Source organism: Lentisalinibacter salinarum (genome assembly GCF_040706555.1).
GTDB lineage: Bacteria > Pseudomonadota > Gammaproteobacteria > Steroidobacterales > Woeseiaceae > Lentisalinibacter > Lentisalinibacter salinarum.
Window position 1 is genome coordinate 413,580 of sequence record NZ_JAPDRH010000003.1, and the last position, 18,277, is coordinate 431,856.

The window sequence follows — 18,277 nt, forward strand, 5'->3', positions numbered from 1 at the left end:
TTCGTTCCTCCGGCAATCGGGGTCACGGGTCACGGCATCGCCGTCAGATCTTCTCGCGGATTCTGGCCGCCTTGCCCGTGCGTCCGCGCAGGTAGTACAGCTTGGCGCGGCGCACGTCGCCCTTGCGCTTGACGATGATGTCGCCGATGGAGGGGCTGTAGGTCTGGAAGACGCGCTCGACGCCCTCGCCATGAGACATCTTTCGCACCGTGAAGGACGAGTTCAGGCCACGGTTGCGCTTGGCGATCACCACGCCCTCGTAGGACTGGAGACGCTCCCGGTCGCCTTCCTTGACGCGCACCTGCACGGCTACCGTGTCGCCCGGGGCGAACTCGGGTATGTCGCGCTGCATCTGTTCCTGTTCCAAAGCGTCGATGACCTTGCTCATGGCTTGTTCCTGCTGTCTCAGTCGAATGTTGAACGTCTTACCCTATTCCGGCCGCGGCATCCCCTGCCTCGGCCTTGTATTCCTCGAGCAGCTCGCGCTCCTCGTCCGTCAGCTGCCTGTCGCGCAGCAGATCCGGCCGCCGCGCCCAGGTCCGGCCCAGCGACTGCTTCAGTCGCCAGCGGGCGATGGCCCGGTGGTCGCCCGAGGTGAGCACCGCCGGCACCGGTCGGCCGGCCACCACCTCCGGACGGGTGTAATGCGGGCAGTCGAGCAGTCCCGTCTCGAACGACTCCTGCACCGCAGACTCCGCATCGCCCAGCGTCCCCGGCAGCAGCCGCACCGTGGCGTCGATGACGGCCATGGCCGCGATCTCGCCGCCGCTGAGGACGAAGTCCCCGACCGAGACCTCCTCGTCGACGCCGACCTCGATCAGCCGCTCGTCGACACCCTCGTAGCGTCCGGCCAGCAGCACCAGGGCCGGAAGCGCTGAATACTGCCGCGCCAGGCCCTGGTCGAAGCGCCTGCCCTGGGGACTCAGGTACACCACCCGGGCCCCGTCTCCGGTCCGTGCGCGGGCCGCGTCGATCGCGGCCGCGAGCGGGCCGAACTTCATCACCATGCCCGGGCCGCCACCGTAGGGCCTGTCGTCCACCGTGCGGTGCACGTCCTCGGTGAAATCCCGCGGATTCACCGCGCCCAGCGATACCAGCCCGCTGTCGACGGCCCGACCGACGACGCCGAAGCGACCGACGGTCAGAACCTCGTCAGGGAACAGGCTGACCACTTCGATGTGCACGGGGTCAGCTCCACTCCCAGTCGACGACGATGCAGCCTTCGTCCAGGCGCACCGCCTTCACCGTCCGGTCGATCACGAAAGGGATCAGCAAATCCTCTCCCTCGCCGCGATCGACCACCATCACGTCGTGCGCGCCGGTCTCCAGCATGTTGCCGACCCGGCCGAGCCGCTCGCCGCGGCTGTCGCGCACTTCCAGGCCGATCAGATCGGCCCAGTAATATTCTCCCTCTCCGGGGTCCGGCAGACTCGACCGCTCGACGGCGATCTCGGCCCCGACCCATTCCTCCGCCGCCTCGCGGTCCTCGACGGACTCCAGCGCGGCGGTGATCGTCCGGCCGCCCGCGCGGCCGTCCCGTACCCGCACCCGGCGCCGCTCCCGGCCCCTGATCAGCCACCATTCCGGGTAGGAGAGCACATTCTCCCTAGGGTCGGTGTAGGAAAACACCTTCACCCATCCCCGTATGCCGTGGACGCCGCTGATCCGGCCCAGGGTGACCAGATCGCCGGTCACCGCCGGATCGCGTTCTTCCACGGCCCCGGCGGGCGGGATGCCGCTCAGGCGCTGGCGGCGGTCTTGCGGGCCTGCTTCAGCAGCGAAGCCACCCGCTCCGACGGCCGGGCGCCCTGACCGATCCAGTGCTCGACACGGGCCACGTCGAGGCGCAGGGACTCTTCGTCCTCTTTCGCCTGCGGGTTGAAGAAGCCGAGCCGCTCGATGTAGCGGCCGTCCCGCCGGTTGCGGCTGTCTGTCACGATGACGTGGTAGAAGGGCTTCTTCTTCGCCCCTCCCCTGGTTAACCGGATGCTGACCATGTATTAATGGACCTCGCCCATTCTCGAATCTGAAACCGTATTCTGAAAACAATAGACGCGGGCGCAGGCAATCGCCCGGCGCGGCGCCCGAGAAAACACGCCATTCTACTGCAATGCGAGAAAAAGTGAAGGATTAAAGTGAAGAACTTTTCGGCGCTTCGCTCGCCGGCGGCACCCGCCGTCAGCGACCCATCGGCGGCATGCCGCCGCCGGGCATGCCGCGCATCAGCTTCTTCATGCCGCCCTTGGAGAAACGCTTCATCATCTTCTCCATCTGGGTGTACTGTTTCAGGAGCCGGTTGACGTCCTGCACCTGCACCCCGCTGCCCGCGGCGATCCGCCGCTTGCGCGAACCGTTGATGGTCCTGGGGAAACGCCGCTCGCCCGGGGTCATGGAATTGATGATGGCGATCTGACGGCGCAGCTGGCTGTCGTCGGCCTGGCCTTTCAGCGCCGCCGGGTTGATCTTCCCCATGCCCGGCAGCTTGTCCAGCAGGGACTCCAGACCGCCCATCTCCAGCATCTGCTGGAACTGATCACGCATATCGGCGAGCGTGAAGCCCCGGCCCTTCGCGATCTTGCCGGCGAGTTTCTCCGCCTTCTTGCGGTCGACCTTCTGCTCGACCTCCTCCACCAGCGAGAGCACGTCGCCCATGCCGAGAATCCGGGTGGCCATGCGGCCGGGATGAAACACCTCCAGCGCGTCCGTTTTCTCGCCGACGCCCATGAAGCGGATGGGCTTGCCGGTGATCTCGCGCACCGACAGGGCGACGCCGCCGCGGGCATCGCCGTCCGCCTTGGTCAGGATGGCGCCGGTCAGCGGCAGCGCCTCGGAGAACGCCCGGGCTGCGTTCACGGCGTCCTGGCCCGCCATGGCATCGATCACGAACAGGGTCTCGTGCGGCGAGGCCAGCTCGTGCACGGCTCGGACCTCGCTCATCATCTCGTCGTCGACGTGCAGGCGGCCCGCGGTATCCACGATGAGCACGTCCGCGAAACTGCGCCGGGCCGCCTCCAGCGCCCGCTGCACGATGACCGTGGGCGCCTCCGAGGCCTCGGAGGGAATCCACTCGGCGCCCACCTCCCCGGCCAGACGCTCCAGCTGCAGGATGGCGGCCGGCCGATGCACGTCGACGCTGACCAGTGCGACGGACTTCTTCTCCTTCTCGATCAGGCGTCGGGCGAGCTTCGCCGCCGTGGTGGTCTTGCCCGCGCCCTGCAGGCCCGCCAGCAGGATGACCACCGGCGGCTGCGCACGCAGATCCAGTGCCTCGGTCTCCCCGCCCAGCACCCGCTCCAGCTCTGCCTGGATGATCTTGACGAAGGCCTGGCCCGGCGTGAGGCTGCGGGAGACCTCCTCGCCCAGCGCGCGCTCGCGCACCCGGCCGATGAAGTCCTTGACCACGGGCAGCGCCACGTCGGCCTCCAGCAGTGCCATGCGCACCTGCCGCAGGGTGTCCCGGATGTTGTCTTCGGTGATGCGGCCCTTGCCCGTGAGGGATTTCGCCGCACCACTCAGTCGATCGCTGAGATTGTCGAACATGCTGCCGTCGCCCGCGGGCGTGAATGACTGGAGGCCGTGAGAGCCTTTTGACAGCGGCTTATTCTAGCGGTTCGGCAGCCGGCCGGGAAACCGGATATCAGATATCGAGAACGGCGCCCCGGGACAGCATCTCGACCCGGCGCAGGGGCAGCGCCTCCTTGACCTGATGCAGGATCACCTCTTCCTCGCCGGGCTTCATCGCCGTAAGCCAGATGTCCGGCGTGTGCCGGAGCTGGGCGATGTCCTCGGCCATCGTGCTCGGCGTGTAGTGGCCCGATTCCCTGGCCAGATTCTCCTGCGCGTTGGGGAAGGAGACCTCGATGACCAGCGCCCGCAGCTCCGGCAGGGAATTCAGTATGGGCCACAGGGTGCGGTTGGTGCCGGTATCGCCGCTCACGGCGAAGCCCTTGCCGGCGTCATTGATGGTGTAGCCCTGGGCCGGGACGCTGTGGGCGACGTCCACGGCGGTGAACTCCCGCGCGCCGATGGCCACCGTATCGCCGGGGTTGCAGACGCGGTAGCGCAGCACCGGATCCTCCGCCGTCGGCAGCACGGAGAAATCCGGCCAGATCACCCAGTTGAACAGATGCTTCTGGACCGCTTCCAGGGTCTCGCGCCGGCCGTAGACGGTGATCTGCTCGCCGTCGCGGCTGTCGAACACGCTGTCGAGGAACAGCGGCAGCCCCGCGATATGGTCGAGGTGGGAATGGGTGAGGAAGACGTGGCGGATGCGGGCAAGCTCGTCGAGCTGCAGGTCGCCGACGCCGGTCCCGGCATCCAGGAGCACATCGTCGTCGATCAGCATCGCGGAAGTGCGCGTTCCCGCACCTATCCCTCCGCTGCATCCCATGATCCTGATCCGCATAGGCTTTCGACCCGCTCCGGTCTCTGCTCGAAGCTCGCCCGTCCCTGGCCGGCTACGCGCCTGTGCGTCGGGATGACAGGGTTCTAAACAGGGACACCATGTGCGATGATTTCGGTGCTTCTAAACCTATTTGACGCCTCCCAGGGTTTCCGTGTTTCAAATCACAGTTCTCGCCTTGTACGCCGGTGCGGGCTGCCTGCTGGCGGCCGGCCAGATGCCGAAATACGAGCACCGGCACGAGGTTCTGTTCTGGTTCTCCCTGCCGCTGGCTCTGGCGGGGCTGCTGGCGCACGAACAGATGCTGGCACGGGAGATACTGGTCGGCGACGCGCTGCGGCTCAGCATCTTCAGCATGACGTCTCTCGCCGGCTGGCAGGTCGCGATACTGGCCACGCTCGCCGCCCTCAGGGAGCGGTTGCGCGGACTTTCGGCGATCCTCTTCCTGGTGGCGGGCGTGGCGGCGCTCGGCACCGGTTTCAGCAACGAGGCCAACGTCACGTCCAGCCTCACCTGGCAGCTGCGCACCCATGTCATGCTGTCGATGTTCGCGTACAGCCTGCTCGCCGTGGGTGCCGTGCTCGCCGTCGCCGCCCTGCACCAGGACCGGCTGCTGCGCAGAGCGAAGATGGGGCTCTATACGCGGCTGATGCCGCCGCTGGAGACCATGGAGTCCCTGCTCTACGGCGTGGCCACGGCCGGTTTCCTCTGCCTGCTCCTGGCGGTGTTCAGCGGCCTGGTGCGCGTCGAGAACCTGTTTGCCCAGCACCTGCTCCACAAGAGCGTGCTCTCGTTCATCGCACTGGGCCTGTTCGGCGTGCTGCTGATCGGTCGCCAGCTCGCCGGCTGGCGCGGGCGGCGCGCCATCTATCTCTACCTCGGCGGTTTCTTCACGCTGGTGCTGGCCTACTACGGCAGCAAGATCGTCCTCGAGTACATTCTGCACCGGCCCTGGGGCTGATGGCGCCGGCCCGCCGAGGTGCCCCGGGGTGCCGGGCCGCGACCCGTGCGCTTGACAGCGACGCTGCCCTGTTGGTCAACTGCCTGCTATCTAGTTGAAAGGAGACGGGGTGCCCCCTCTTTGACCGAAGACCAACCTCTGGGCTTCCTGTTCGGTGTACTCGGGCTGCTGCTGATACTGTCGGCGTTCTTCTCGGGCACCGAGACGGCTCTCATGAGCCTGAACCGCTACCGCCTGCGACATCGTGCCCGCTCCGGCCACCGGGGCGCACGGCTCGCCGAGTCGTTGCTGCGTCGGCCGGACCGCCTGATCGGCCTTATCCTGCTCGGCAATAACCTGGTCAACATCTCGGCCGCCTCCCTGGTGACCCTGATCTCTCTCCGACTGGGCGGCGAGGCGGCCATCGCCATCGGCACCGGCCTGCTGACGCTGGTGATACTGATCTTCGCGGAGGTGGCGCCGAAGACGCTGGCCGCGCTGCACCCGGAGCGCGTAGCGCTGCCTGCGGCATTCATCTACTACCCGCTGCTGCGCGTCCTTTACCCGTTCGTCTGGGTCACGAACCTGCTGGCCAATGCCGTGTTGCGCCTGTTCGGCGTGCGCCACGACGACGTGCAATCCCACTCGCTCAGCAGCGAAGAGCTGCGCACCGTGGTCAATGAGGCCGGCGCGATGATCTCGCGCCGCTACCGGCGCATGCTCACCAGCATCCTGGACCTCGAGAAGGTCACCGTGGACGACATCATGGTGCCCCACAACGAGATCATCGCCATCAATCTCGAGGAGCCGATGGTGCGGATCCTGGACCAGATCCAGGCCAGCCAGCACACGCGACTGCCAGCCTATCGGGACAGCATCGACAACGTGGTGGGCATTCTGCACATCCGGCGGCTCGTCACCGCCCTGCGCAAGGCGGAGCTCGCCCGCGAAGACCTCGTGGAGGCGCTGCAGGAACCCTATTACGTGCCGGAGGGCACGCCTCTCAGCACCCAGCTGGTCCAGTTCCAGCAGCGCAAGCGCCGTCTCGCGCTGGTGGTCGACGAGTACGGCGATATCCAGGGCATGGTGACGCTGGAGGATATCCTGCAGGAGATCGTCGGCGAGTTCCGCACGGTGCCCTCGGACCAGCATCCGGATCTGCAGCCGGATGGTGCGGGCGGCTGGATCATCGACGGCAGTGCGAACGTTCGCGAACTGAACCGCCTGCTGGGCTGGCAGCTGCCCACGGACGGACCGAAGACCCTGAACGGCCTGATACTGGAGACGCTGGAGACCATCCCGGAGCCCGGCACTCTGCTCGAACTGAACGACTACCCGGTGGAGATCCTCGCGACCAGCGAGAACATGGTGCGCTCGGCGCGCATCCGCGAACGGGAACCGCCGCGGCTGGCCGCCGGGGCGGACTGAGCGGTCAGCCGAAGGCCGCGTCCAGGGCCTCGGAAAGCCGTGACACGGGTATCGCCTCCATGCCCTCCAGGGCCCGGCGGGGCGCGTTCGCTTTCGGTACGATGGCCCGGGTGAAGCCCTGCTTCGCCGCTTCGGCGAGCCGCTCCTCGCCATAGCGCACGGGCCGCACCTCGCCTGCCAGGCCGATCTCGCCGAAGCTGATGGTGCGCCGGTCGAGCACCCGGTCCCTCAGACTCGACACGACGGCCAGCACGGTCGGCAGATCAGCCGCGGTCTCGGCGATGCGGATGCCGCCGACCACGTTGACGAACACGTCGTCGCCGGCCAGGGACAGCCCCCCGTGGCGCTGCAGCACGGCCAGCAGCAGATTCAGCCGGTTCTGGTCCTGGCCCTGGGACAGCCGGCGCGGATAACCGCCCGCACTTTCCGTCACCAGCGCCTGCACCTCCACCAGCATGGGCCGGCTGCCTTCCCAGGCCACGGTCACCACACCGCCGGCGGTCTCGGCCGTGTCCCGGGAGAGAAAGATCGCTGACGGGTTCTTCACCTCGCGGAAGCCCTCGGCGCCCATGGCGAACATGCCGATCTCGTTGACCGCACCGAAGCGGTTCTTCACCGCCCTGACCATGCTGAAGCGGCTCGCGGGATCGCTCTCGAAATAGAGCACGGTATCCACCATGTGCTCGACCACCCGGGGCCCGGCGATGGCGCCCTCCTTCGTCACGTGGCCGACAACGAACACGGCGACGTCGCGCTCCTTGGCCAGGCGCACCAGCCGGGCGACACACTCGCGCAGCTGGCTGACGCTGCCGGCCGCCGAGTCCACGCCGTCCGCCGTGATGGTCTGCATGGAATCGACGATCAGCACGGAGGCCCGCGAGCGCGTGACCGCATCCAGCATGAGGTCGAGGCGGGTCTCGGCCAGCAGGTGCAGATCGCTGTCCGCCACGCCCAGCCGGCGGGCCCGCTGGGCGACCTGCCGCAGGCTCTCCTCGCCGCTCACGTAGAGCACCGGCAGCGACTCCCGCAGCCGCGCCGCCACCTGCAGCAGCAGCGTGGACTTGCCGACGCCCGGATCGCCGCCGAGGAGTATGACTGCACCCGGTACCAGCCCGCCGCCCAACACCCGGTCGAACTCGCCGAATCCCGTGGTGGTACGCTCCCGCTCTTCGGCGCCCGCCTCCGCGAGCGTGGCCAGCGCCGCCAGATCGGCGCCGGCGCCGGATGGGGCCGCGCCGCTGCCGGGTGCGAGCCGCACCTCGCTCAGGGTGTTCCAGTCGCCGCAGTCCGCGCACTGGCCCTGCCACTTGACGCTGTGGGCGCCGCAGGAGGCGCAGACGTAGGCCGTCCGTGTCTTCGCCATGACTCGCTGCCGGCCTGCCGCCGGTCCGGGAAAAGCGGGGATGATAGCACCGCCGCACGCACCGGTTCGCAGGCCAAAGTGGTAACGGTATCTCAATAATCCCGCGACGCTTGACCTATACTGCCCGCCGGGTGATTCCACGATGAAAACAATAGCCACCGACACGATCGCGGCGCCGGCCTCTTCTGCCGTGCCGCTCTCCGCGCATGCGGCCGGCCGACGACGCCGGCCGGGCCGAGTCCGTATCGCGGGGCGTTCCGACTTATGTTCAGTTGGTGTTACCCTTACCCGATCGGCACAGGGAGTGCTCCCGATCGAGGCACCCATCATGGCGGACCGTGCACATGCGAGCCACCGAGGATACGCGGCGCTCGGGCCGGCCGGCCGCACGGCGGGACACCCCGACCGGGAGAACAATGGACGAGAGGCACTTGCCAGGGAACCGGAACCGGCACGCGGGCACAGCACGGCGCTGACCTCCCGCGGCGAGAACGACAGCACGCACAACCTGGACCGGTAGACAGGCAAGCAGAATGAGCCTCAAGGGGAAGATCCGATTCTCCGAGATCACGGACACCGGCAAGGTGCGCGATCACAATGAGGATGCGATCGCGACCCAGCCCGATATCGGGCTGATGGTGCTCGCCGACGGCATGGGCGGCTACAACGCCGGCGAGGTGGCCAGCGGCATCGCCGTGAAGACCGTCTTCGACCTGGTCAGCGAGGCCACCAACCGGGAGAACCGCGGCGAGGTCGAGCCCACCTCCGGCCTGATGCGCCAGACCATCGTCCTGCGCGATGCCATCGCCCGGGCCAACAAGATCATCTACCAGACCGCCCAGAGCCAGCCCCAGTGCGAGGGCATGGGCACCACCATCGTCGCCTGCCTGTTCTTCGACGACCGGATCTCGGTGGCCCACGTCGGCGACTCCCGTGCCTACCGCCTGCGGGCCGATCAGTTCCAGCAACTGACGCTGGATCACTCCCTGCTGCAGGAACTGGTGGACCGCGGCTTTTATTCGCCGGAAGAGGCGCAGAGGTCGACGAACCGGAATTATGTTACAAGGGCTCTCGGCGTGGAGCCGGCGGTCGAGGTGGAAGTCCAGGAGTACGAGGTGGAGAAGGACGACGTCTATCTGCTCTGCTCGGACGGGCTGCCGGACATGGTCGAAGATGAAGATATTCATTTAACTATCAGTACGTTTAGTGCTAGCCTTGATGTGGTTGGTCAACAATTGGTCCAGCTCACGAACGACCACGGCGGCCGGGACAACGTCTCCATCATGCTGGCGCGGGTCCTGGAGTCTTTCCCCGCAAAACGGGGACTGATCGACAGAATTTCCGGACTTTTCCGGCAATGATCGCAAGGGTCGCCCCCGGGGGTCGGGCGTCTTGCACCATCGGCAGGAGCGAGTGACAGCAAATGGCACGGTTGATTCTGAGTCTGGACGGTCAGGTACTGGCCGAATACAACATGACCAAGGAGCGCTACACGATCGGGCGGCTGCCCGATAACGACGTGCGCATCGACAACCCGGCGGTGAGCGGCCACCACTCGCTGATCATCAATATCCTCAACGACTCGTTCCTCGAGGACCTGAACAGCACCAACGGCACGTACGTCAACGGCAAGCTGATCAAGAAGCACGCGCTCCAGCACGGCGACACCATCACCATCGGCCATCACCAGCTGCGCTTCGTTGACCAGCAGGCCAACGAGGCGGATCAGGACGAATTCGAGAAGACGATGGTGATCCCGCCGAGCCAGCACCGGCCCGAGCACATCGACGAGGCGCAGAAGGCCGTCGAGCAGGCGGCAGGCGTCGCTCCGGAGCCCGAAGCTGCCCACACGGCCACGGCCGCCTCGGACGCCGCTCCGGCGCCGGCGGCACTGCCCACGGCGAAGCTGCAGGTGCTCTCGGGCGGATTCGCCGGGCGCGAGCTCGAGCTGACCAAGGCGCTCACCACGCTGGGCCGGCCCGGCGTGCAGGTGGCAGCCATCACCCGTCGCGCCGAGGGTTACTACGTGGTGCACGTGGAGAGCGGCAAGGAAGGCGACTATCCGCGGGTGAACGGCGAGTCGATAGGGCCCCAGGCCCGCAAGCTGGCCGACAACGATGTGCTCCAGCTCGCCGGCGTCAAGATGGGCTTCTTCCTGACCTGAATCCTGCCGGATCTGCCGATCCGGCGGTTTCCGGCTATTCGGTGACCTTTATCACCCGTTCCGTGACCCGGCAGACGAGCTCGTAGGGGATCGTGCCGGCGTAGCGGGCCACTTCCTCGACCGGCAGGCCCCGGCCCCAGAGCACTACCTCGTCGCCCACCACCGCTTCGGGCAGATCGCTGAGATCGACCGTAATCATGTCCATCGACACCCGCCCGGCGATAGGCGCGCGCCGGCCGGCCACCAGCACCGGCGTGCCGTCGGGCATGCACCAGGGGTAGCCGTCGCCGTAGCCGACGGCGGCGATGCCGAGACGCATGTCGCGCTCAGCCCGGTAGCGCCCGCCGTAACCGATCCGCTCGCCGGCGGCCACCGGCTTGACCGCGATCAGCGTCGAGAGAAATTCCATGGCGGGTTCCAGTCCGAGCTCCGCGCCCGTCTCGTCGGGGAACGGCGATATGCCGTACAGGCAGATGCCCGGACGGATCCAGGCGGGACCTAACGAGGGAGAGCCTGCCGCCATCGCGTCCAGATCCGGTTTCCAGCCGAGTATGGCCGCGGAGTTGGCGAGGGTGACCGCGCCGTCGAAACCGTCTGCGGCCGCCTGCAGAGCGCGGATCTGTGCCGGCGTCATACCGTCTTGCACGCGTTCCGCCTGGGCGAAGTGGGTCATGAGCCGGAGTTCCGCCACCGCGGGCGAGGCCCGCAGGGCGCGCACCGCCTCCGCCACGTCTGCCGGAGCGATGCCGAGCCGGTGCATGCCGGTATCCACCTTCAGCCACACCGTCAGGGGCAGTTCCGGCGGGGATCCGGTCAGCAGCCGGACCTGCTCGCCACTGTGCACGACCAGTTCCAGCCGCTGCGCCCTCGCGAGCGCCAGGTCGTGAGCGTCGAACACGCCCTCGAGCAGCACCAGGGGCTTGTCGATGCCGGCCTCACGAAGCCGCAGCGCCTCCTCCATGCGCGCCACTGCAAAGGCATCGGCGGCGTCCAGCGCCGTCGCGGCCGCCACCAGGCCGTGGCCGTAGCCATTCGACTTGATGACGGCCATCACCCGGTAGCCTGGCGCGCGTCTCCTCAGCTCGGCCAGGTTGTGCCTGAGTGCGCCGGTATGCACCCGCGCGCAGGCCGTCGCCCTCACTGATACGGACCGTCGCCCCAGGCGTCAGGCGCCCAGTTCTCGAACTTGGTGAAGCGCCCCAGGAAGGTGAGCGGGAACTCGCCCGTGGGCCCGTTGCGCTGTTTGGCGATGGTGATGTCGGCGATGCCCTTGCGCGGGGAGTCGGCATCGTAGACCTCGTCGCGGTAGATGAAGCAGATGATGTCCGCGTCCTGCTCGATGGCACCGGATTCGCGCAGATCCGACATGACCGGCTTCTTGTCCTGGCGCTGCTCGACGCTGCGGTTGAGCTGCGAGAGCGCGATGACCGGCACGGAGAGTTCCTTGGCCAGCGCCTTCAGCGAGCGCGAGATCTCCGAGATCTCGGTGGCGCGGTTCTCCTTGTTGCCGGGCACCTGCATCAGCTGCAGATAGTCCACCACGACCAGGCCGAGGCCGTGCTCACGTTTCAGCCGCCGGGCGCGGGCCCGCATCTCGGTGGGCGACAGGGCGGGGGTATCGTCAATGAAGATCGGTGCGTCAGACATCAGCTGCACGGCCGTGTTGATGCGCGACCAGTCCTCGTCGGGAAAGCGGCCCGTACGCAGGTGACTCTGATCCACGCGGCCGAGCGAGGAGATCATGCGGAACGCGAGTTGGTCGGCGCTCATCTCCATGGAGTAGATGGCGGTCGGCACCTTCGCACCGATGGCGGCATTCTCCGCGATGTTGATCGCGAAGGTCGTCTTGCCCATGGAGGGGCGACCGGCGATGATGATCAGGTCGCCGTTTTGCAGGCCCGCGGTCAACTTGTCGAATTCGGTATAGCCGGAGGAGATGCCGGTGATGTCGCCGTCCGACTGATGCAGCATGTCGATCCGGTCGATGGTCTCCGGCAGGATGGACTTCAGGCTCTTGAAGCCGCCCCGACGGGAGCCCTGCTCGGCGATCTCGAAGACCCGACGCTCGGCGTCGTCCACCAGTTCGCTGGCCGTGCGCCCTTCCGTGGTGAACGCGCTGCCCGCAATCTCGTTGCCGGCGGAGATCAGCTGGCGCAGCACCGAGCGCTCGCGCAGGATCTCCGCGTACGCGCGCACGTTCGCCGAGCTCGGCGTCTCGTTGGCCAGCGTGGCCAGGTAGTCGAGGCCGCCGACTTTGCCCAGCTCGCCCCGGTTGTCCAGGTGTTCGTGCAACGTCACCGCGTCGGACGGCTGACCGCTCTCGGACAAACGCCCGATGGCTTCGAAGATGAGCTGGTGGTCCTTGCGGTAGAAGTCCTGCGCCGTGACGATGTCCGCCACCTTGTCCCAGGCGGCGTTGTCCAGCATCAGTCCGCCGAGCAGCGACTGCTCGGCCTCCATGCTGTGCGGCGGCGTACGCAGGCGCGATTCCGCCGCCTCGCGCGCTTCCTGCTCTTCGAGTGCCCGGACCATTGTAATTGAGTCGCTGACGGCTCCTCCCTGGGGCTGTTACGCGCCCGGAGCGCCCGTCTCCGGCTCCTCCGGCACCACCACCACGGTGATCTCGACGTCGACGTCGGCGTGCAGGTGCACACCGATGGTGTGCTCGCCCGCCTCGCGCAGCGGGCCCTCTTCCGGCAGCCGCACCTCGGCGCGCTCGATCTCGACGCCCTTCTCGGTCACCGCGTCGGCGATCTCGACCGTGCCCACCGAGCCGAACAGCTTGCCTTCCGGACCCACCTTGGCCGGGATCTCGACCCGCATGTCCGCGAGCTTCTCGGCCCGCGCCGTGGCGGCATTGAGTTCTTCGGCGGCCTGCTGCTCCAGCTCCGCGCGCATCGCCTCGAACTTCGCCACGTTCGCCTTCGTGGCCAGCGTCGCCTTGCCCTGGGGCAGCAGGTAGTTGCGGCCGTAGCCGGACTTCACGGTCACCTTGTCGCCGATGGTGCCGAGGTTTTCGATCTTCTCGAGCAGTATCACTTCCATTCCGTTCACCCGTTGTCAGAGTGCTGCGCCAGGCAGCCTACGTTACCAGATTCATTCCTGCCCGGAGACGGCCGGCACGCGCCGGCGGATGTCGATCCAGGCGTCGAGGTATCCGCCCAGGGACAGCATCCCGATGACGGCACCGGAGACCGGCGACGGCAGTATCGCCAGTACGTATATCACGATCAGCAGCGCCGGCGACCACTGCCGCGCCGCGAACAGCCCGTGCACCAGCGCAAGTCCCTGCACGACGAACGCCACCAGCAGTGCCAGCGCCGAATTCACCAGCCAGGGCGAGCCGGTCAGCGTCGCCGCCACGCTGATGACGGCAGTCGCCAGCGCCAGCGTACGCCCCAGGTTCAGCTCCCGGAAACGCCCGAATACGGGCTCGCGCTCCGGCAGCAGCGTGTACAGCGCGTAGCCCAGCAGGATCACGAGCATTGCGCCGACCCAGGTCATGCCGAAAGCGAGGCCCGTGATCAGTACCTGCGCGGTCGCCACGAATGCCGAGGCGTCCATGGCCATGCCGCCCGCCTCGGAGATATTGCCGGCGAACTGCTCCAGGAACGGCCGCCAGAAGCCGGCCACGTCTTCCACCTGCGCGTAGAACACGCCGACACCCACCAGCATCAGGACCGCGAGCGCCTGCGCCGTCAGCGTCAGCGAGCGGGTGGAGACGAGCAACCACACGGCTGCCAGGCTCCCCCCTTGCACCATCGCCAGATACCACACAAGCGATATCTGGAAATCCTGCATCACGGCGACGGCAGCGATCAGCAGCACGGCAGCCAGCAAGGCTGCTGCGGCACCCTCTCGCAGGCCCCGGGCCAGCACCGTCAGTACGGTGGTCGCGCCGCTCAGCACCGGCAGGACCGGGAACAGCGCCGCGATCACCAGCACCGCGCGATGAAAGCGGGCCGTAATCCAGACAGCGATCTGTCGCATGGGAACCGCCGCCGGCCTTGTGCTCGGCGAGGCCGGCGGCCCGGCCGTCAGTGACGGTCGGTGTAAGGCAGCAGCGCCAGATAGCGGGCGCGCTTCACGGCCGTGGACAGCTGCCGCTGGTAATGAGACTTCGTGCCGGTGATGCGGCTGGGGACGATCTTGCCCGTCTCCGAGATAAAGCTCTTCAGCAGGCCGATGTCCTTGTAGTCGATCTCTTCGATGCCTTCGGCGGTGAAACGGCAGTACTTGCGCCGGCGGGAATAGCGACTCATGGCAAAACTCCTGTTCAGGCGGAGCCGGCTTTCGCCGTCTCGCTGTCTTCTGCGGACGTTTCGGAGGCGGCCTCCTCGCCGCCCTCATCGGCAGAGGCCGGCTCCCCGGTCTCTTCCTTCGTCTCGTCCTCTTTCTCGTCCTCGGCCTTCTCCTCCCCCTCGGCGGCCCGGGCACGGGCCTCGGCCTCGGCGCGGGCGTCGCGACGACGCTGGGCCTCGCGCTCCTTGGCCTTCTCGTCCTCGACGGCCTTGGCCATCGGCGAGGCCTCGGTGACGGCGTTGTCGCGTTTGATCACGAGGTGGCGGAGCACCGCGTCATTGAACTTGAAGGCGCCGGTGAGCTCTTCGAGCGTCTCTCTGGCGCACTCGATGTTCATCAGGACGTAGTGGGCCTTGTGGGCCTTGGCGATGGGATGGGCGAGCTGGCGACGGCCCCAGTCTTCGAGGCGATGAATATTACCGCCGCCGTCGGTGATCATGCTCTCGTACCGCTCCACCATGGCCGGTACCTGTTCGCTCTGGTCAGGGTGGACCAGAAACACGATCTCGTAGTGTCTCATCGTATCCCCTTTCGGATTACAGCCGCCCGCCTTCCGGTGCGGCAAGAGGTTATGTGGAGTCCCGCGCTCAGACGGGCCGCGAATCTTAACCGAGCCCCGGCGCAGACGCAATCGAGCGGCGCTGCCGGCAGGCCTCGTACAGGCACACGCCGGCCGCCACGGACACGTTCAGGCTCTCCACGCTGCCGGCCATCGGGATGGCGATCACGGCATCGCAGCGCTCCGCGACCGCCGCCGCCATGCCCCGCTCCTCGCCGCCCAGCACGAGGGCGACCGGACCGGTCAGATCCGCTTCGTAGAGTCCGTCCTCGGCGCCGTCCGCGGTGCCGATGGCCCGTACCCCGTAGTCGTGCAACCAGTCGATCACCCGGGGCAGGCGTTCCACCCGGGCCAGCGGCACGGACTCGGCCGCGCCCGTCGCCACCTTCCGGACCGCCGGCGTAATGCCGGCGGCGTTACGGCGCGGGATGACCACGGCGTCCACCCCGGCGGCGTCCGCCGTGCGCAGGCATGCGCCCAGGTTGTGGGGGTCCTGGACGCCGTCCAGCACCAGCAGCAGCAGGGCCTCGCCGGCCGTCAGGCGCTCCTCCACCAGCGTTCGCAGCGCCGCCTCGTCCAGCGACGAGGCTCCCCGGAGTTCCGCCACCACGCCCTGATGCCGGGTGCCGGCGGCGAGCGCATCCAGCCGGTTCCGCGCCACCCGCTCGACGGCCACGCCGCCAGCCGAGGCCTTCTCCAGCAGCCCGCGGATGCGCTCGTTGTCCACCCGGCGATCCACGAGCAGCCGCCGGACCCGGCCCCGATCCTCCTCCAGCAAACGCGCCACGGCATGGATGCCGGCGCTGAAGCGCGCGCTAGTCACCGCCGTCGGCGAGCCGGAAGTCGATACGCCGGGTATCCATGTCCACCCGGTTGACGGTCACCGGCAGCTCGTCGCCGAGGGCGTACGCTTTGCCGCTGCGACTGCCGACCAGGCGCTGGGAGCCCGCGTCGTATTCGTAGTAGTCATTACCTAGAGTAGAGACGTGCACCAGGCCGTCGATCTGATACTCGGGTATCTGTACGAACAGGCCGAAGTGAGTCACGCCCGTCACGACGCCCTCGTATTGGTTGCCGATCTTGTCTTCCATGAACTGGCACTTCAGCCAGGCCTCCACCTCCCGGGTGGCGTCCTCGGCCCGACGCTCGTGGGCCGAGGTGAGCTGACCCAGCCGCTCCATGTCGCCCCGGTCGTAGGGGAACGCCTTCGGCTTGCCGCCGTTCACCAGGTGCTTGATGGCCCGATGCACGAGCAGGTCCGGGTAACGGCGGATCGGCGAGGTGAAATGGGCGTAGGCGTTCAGCGCCAGGCCGAAGTGGCCGATGTTCTCCGGCGTGTACTCGGCGTGGGCCATCGAGCGCAGCAGCGCCATGGAGATGGCCTGGGAGTCGGGCCGGTCCTGGACCTCCTGCATCAGCTTGCCGAAGTCCTTCGCCTCCACGTGCTCGGGGTGCGGCACCTTCAGCCCCAGGCCGAGGAGGTACTCGCGGAAGTCCTGGAACTTCTCGGGATCCGGCTTCGCGTGGACGCGGAACAGCGTCGGCACCTTGTGCCGCCGCAGATACTTCGCGGCCTCGACGTTGGCCGCGATCATGCACTCCTCGATGAGCCGGTGCGCGTCGTTGCGCTCGAAGGCCCGGATCGCCTCGATCTCGCCGCCCTCGTCCAGTTCGATCCTGACCGCCGGGATATCGAGCTCCAGCGCGCCGCGCCGGGCCCGGGCCTTCGCGAAGGCCCGATAGACGTCATGCAGGTTGCGGATGTGTGGCGCGATCTCGTCCCGCACCCCGGCATCGCGGGGCTTCGCGCCCTCGATCAGGTTGCCGACCTGCTCGTACGTGAGCCGGGCGACGGAGCGCATCAGCCCCTCGTAGAACGTCGAGCGGCGCACCTTGCCGCCGGGCCCCACGGTCATCTCGCAGACCAGGCAGAGCCGGTCCACCTTCGGGTTGAGCGAGCAAAGCCCGTTGGACAGCACGGTCGGCAGCATCGGCACCACCCGGTCCGGGAAATAGACCGACGTGCCGCGCCTGGTCGCCTCCCGGTCGATATCCGAGCCGCGCGCCACGTAGTGGCCCACGTCCGCAATGGCCACCAGCAGGCGCCAGCCGTTTTCCACCGGCTCGCAGTAGACCGCGTCGTCGAAGTCCCTGGCGTCGGCACCGTCGATCGTGACCAGCGGCAGATCGCGCAGGTCGCGCCGTCCCTCCTTGGCCGAACCCGGCACGTGTTTGCCGAAGGCCTTCTCCTCCTCACGCACTCCGGCCGGCCATTGATGGGGAATGCCGTGCGCGTGGATGGCGAGATCGGTGGCCATGCCACGCTGCCCGGGCGCCCCGAGCACGCGGGTGATGCGGCCGGTGGGCTGCTCCTGGCGGGACGGGAAGTCGACCAGTTCGGCGACCACCATCTCGCCGTGCTTCGCGCCGCCCGCCTCTTCCCGGGGGATCAGCACCCGGTGCTGGATGCGCGGGTTGTCGGGCAGCACCAGGCCGATGCCGCGCTCGCGGATGTATTGTCCGGCGATTTCGCGGGTGCGGTGCTCCAGCACCTCGATGACCTTGCCTTCCGGGCGGCCCCGATGGTCGCGCCGGATCACCTTCACGGCGATGCGGTCGTCGTGCATGACCTCCTGCATCTCCCGGGGCGAGAGGTACACGTCCTCGCCGCCCTCGTCCGGGATCAGGAAGCCGAAGCCGTCCGGATGCGCCTGGACCACGCCGGGCACCAGCTGCAGCCGCTCGGTCAGGCAGTATTCCTGATTGCGGTTCAGGATCAGCTGCCCGCCGGTGATCATGCGCTTCAGCCGCTCGCCGAGGGCGCGGCGGTGCTTGCTCTCGGTGAGCCCGAAGGCCTCGGATATCTGGTCGAAGTGCAGCGGCCGCCCCTTCGACTCCAGCGTGTCCAGAATCTGCCGCCGGTCCGGCACCGGGTGCCGGTAGGTCTTCGTCTCCTGGCCTTCCTGGCCGCTCTTGCGGCGGCGTCCGCCGCCCTGTCTGTTCCTGTTCCGTTTAGCCAAAATCATTCCTTGTTCTGATATCGGGCGCGATTGACAAGGGTAACGCCCTTGAGTAGAGTCTCGCGCCTCCGTCGGGGCGCATTCTACGCGCTCCGCGCC

Annotated in this window: 20 protein-coding genes; 5 read left to right on the forward strand and 15 right to left on the reverse strand. The window is 67.6% G+C overall.

What is annotated here, in order from left to right:
• Positions 1-43: 43 nt before the first annotated feature.
• The 6 genes from rplS to ACJMKZ_RS12485 all read right to left on the reverse strand — a co-directional run bounded on the left by rplS (position 44) and on the right by ACJMKZ_RS12485 (position 4,345).
• Entirely contained in the window at positions 44-388 is a 345-nt protein-coding gene (rplS, locus tag ACJMKZ_RS12460) for a 50S ribosomal protein L19 (protein WP_405233532.1), read from the reverse strand.
• 37 nt (positions 389-425) lie between these two features.
• Positions 426-1,184 (reverse strand): tRNA (guanosine(37)-N1)-methyltransferase TrmD, encoded by a 759-nt coding sequence (gene trmD / locus ACJMKZ_RS12465; protein WP_405233533.1) that lies wholly within the window; start codon positions 1,182-1,184, stop codon positions 426-428.
• Positions 1,185-1,188: 4 nt separating this feature from the next.
• Positions 1,189-1,716 carry a ribosome maturation factor RimM gene (gene rimM, locus ACJMKZ_RS12470; RefSeq protein ID WP_405233534.1) on the reverse strand — a complete coding sequence of 176 codons (528 nt, stop codon included), beginning with the start codon at positions 1,714-1,716 and terminating at the stop codon, positions 1,189-1,191.
• 23 nt (positions 1,717-1,739) lie between these two features.
• Complete coding sequence (gene rpsP / locus ACJMKZ_RS12475) at positions 1,740-1,997, reverse strand: 30S ribosomal protein S16 (RefSeq protein WP_405222306.1); 258 nt, start codon at positions 1,995-1,997, stop codon at positions 1,740-1,742.
• Positions 1,998-2,178: 181 nt separating this feature from the next.
• A complete protein-coding gene (ffh, locus tag ACJMKZ_RS12480) occupies positions 2,179-3,540 on the reverse strand; it encodes a signal recognition particle protein (protein ID WP_405233535.1) in 1,362 nt (453 codons plus the stop codon).
• 97 nt (positions 3,541-3,637) lie between these two features.
• A complete protein-coding gene (locus tag ACJMKZ_RS12485) occupies positions 3,638-4,345 on the reverse strand; it encodes an MBL fold metallo-hydrolase (protein ID WP_405233536.1) in 708 nt (235 codons plus the stop codon).
• Between the two features lie 211 nt (positions 4,346-4,556).
• Here ACJMKZ_RS12485 and ACJMKZ_RS12490 point away from each other — a divergent pair, with 211 nt between their 5' ends.
• Both ACJMKZ_RS12490 and ACJMKZ_RS12495 read left to right on the forward strand, forming a co-directional pair.
• Positions 4,557-5,363, forward strand: coding sequence for a cytochrome C assembly family protein (locus tag ACJMKZ_RS12490; RefSeq protein WP_405233537.1), 807 nt, complete (start codon positions 4,557-4,559; stop codon positions 5,361-5,363).
• 120 nt (positions 5,364-5,483) lie between these two features.
• Positions 5,484-6,770 (forward strand): HlyC/CorC family transporter, encoded by a 1,287-nt coding sequence (locus tag ACJMKZ_RS12495; protein ID WP_405233538.1) that lies wholly within the window; start codon positions 5,484-5,486, stop codon positions 6,768-6,770.
• 4 nt (positions 6,771-6,774) lie between these two features.
• Here the strand turns inward: ACJMKZ_RS12495 and radA are convergent, their stop codons facing one another.
• A complete protein-coding gene (radA, locus tag ACJMKZ_RS12500; protein ID WP_405233539.1) occupies positions 6,775-8,133 on the reverse strand; it encodes a DNA repair protein RadA in 1,359 nt (452 codons plus the stop codon).
• 328 nt (positions 8,134-8,461) lie between these two features.
• On the opposite strand from radA, the gene ACJMKZ_RS12505 reads away from it, so the two are divergent.
• The 3 genes from ACJMKZ_RS12505 (at position 8,462) to ACJMKZ_RS12515 (ending at position 10,297) form a co-directional block, all read left to right on the forward strand.
• Positions 8,462-8,653: a hypothetical protein gene (locus ACJMKZ_RS12505; RefSeq protein ID WP_405233540.1), complete on the forward strand. Its 192-nt coding sequence runs from the start codon at positions 8,462-8,464 to the stop codon at positions 8,651-8,653.
• Between the two features lie 13 nt (positions 8,654-8,666).
• A complete protein-coding gene (locus ACJMKZ_RS12510) occupies positions 8,667-9,494 on the forward strand; it encodes a Stp1/IreP family PP2C-type Ser/Thr phosphatase (protein WP_405233541.1) in 828 nt (275 codons plus the stop codon).
• A gap of 62 nt (positions 9,495-9,556) precedes the next feature.
• A complete protein-coding gene (locus ACJMKZ_RS12515; RefSeq protein WP_405233542.1) occupies positions 9,557-10,297 on the forward strand; it encodes an FHA domain-containing protein in 741 nt (246 codons plus the stop codon).
• Positions 10,298-10,331: 34 nt separating this feature from the next.
• On the opposite strand, the gene alr is transcribed toward ACJMKZ_RS12515, so the two are convergent.
• The 8 genes from alr to rnr all read right to left on the reverse strand — a co-directional run bounded on the left by alr (position 10,332) and on the right by rnr (position 18,178).
• Positions 10,332-11,438, reverse strand: a complete 1,107-nt coding sequence (alr, locus tag ACJMKZ_RS12520; RefSeq protein ID WP_405233543.1) for an alanine racemase — start codon at positions 11,436-11,438, stop codon at positions 10,332-10,334.
• A complete protein-coding gene (dnaB, locus tag ACJMKZ_RS12525) occupies positions 11,435-12,829 on the reverse strand; it encodes a replicative DNA helicase (RefSeq protein WP_405233544.1) in 1,395 nt (464 codons plus the stop codon). Before dnaB ends, alr begins: the two co-directional genes overlap by 4 nt.
• Positions 12,830-12,865: 36 nt before the next feature.
• The gene (gene rplI, locus ACJMKZ_RS12530; RefSeq protein ID WP_405233545.1) at positions 12,866-13,342 is read right to left on the reverse strand and encodes a 50S ribosomal protein L9; all 477 of its coding nucleotides are present in this window, start codon (positions 13,340-13,342) and stop codon (positions 12,866-12,868) included.
• Positions 13,343-13,393: 51 nt separating this feature from the next.
• A complete protein-coding gene (locus tag ACJMKZ_RS12535) occupies positions 13,394-14,287 on the reverse strand; it encodes a YybS family protein (RefSeq protein ID WP_405233546.1) in 894 nt (297 codons plus the stop codon).
• A gap of 47 nt (positions 14,288-14,334) precedes the next feature.
• Positions 14,335-14,559, reverse strand: a complete 225-nt coding sequence (gene rpsR, locus ACJMKZ_RS12540; protein ID WP_405222335.1) for a 30S ribosomal protein S18 — start codon at positions 14,557-14,559, stop codon at positions 14,335-14,337.
• A 14-nt stretch (positions 14,560-14,573) separates the two neighbouring features.
• Positions 14,574-15,119 (reverse strand): 30S ribosomal protein S6, encoded by a 546-nt coding sequence (rpsF, locus tag ACJMKZ_RS12545; protein WP_405233547.1) that lies wholly within the window; start codon positions 15,117-15,119, stop codon positions 14,574-14,576.
• Between the two features lie 85 nt (positions 15,120-15,204).
• Positions 15,205-15,981, reverse strand: a complete 777-nt coding sequence (gene rlmB / locus ACJMKZ_RS12550; RefSeq protein WP_405233548.1) for a 23S rRNA (guanosine(2251)-2'-O)-methyltransferase RlmB — start codon at positions 15,979-15,981, stop codon at positions 15,205-15,207.
• The gene (rnr, locus tag ACJMKZ_RS12555; RefSeq protein ID WP_405233549.1) at positions 15,974-18,178 is read right to left on the reverse strand and encodes a ribonuclease R; all 2,205 of its coding nucleotides are present in this window, start codon (positions 18,176-18,178) and stop codon (positions 15,974-15,976) included. Before rnr ends, rlmB begins: the two co-directional genes overlap by 8 nt.
• Positions 18,179-18,277: the final 99 nt, after the last annotated feature.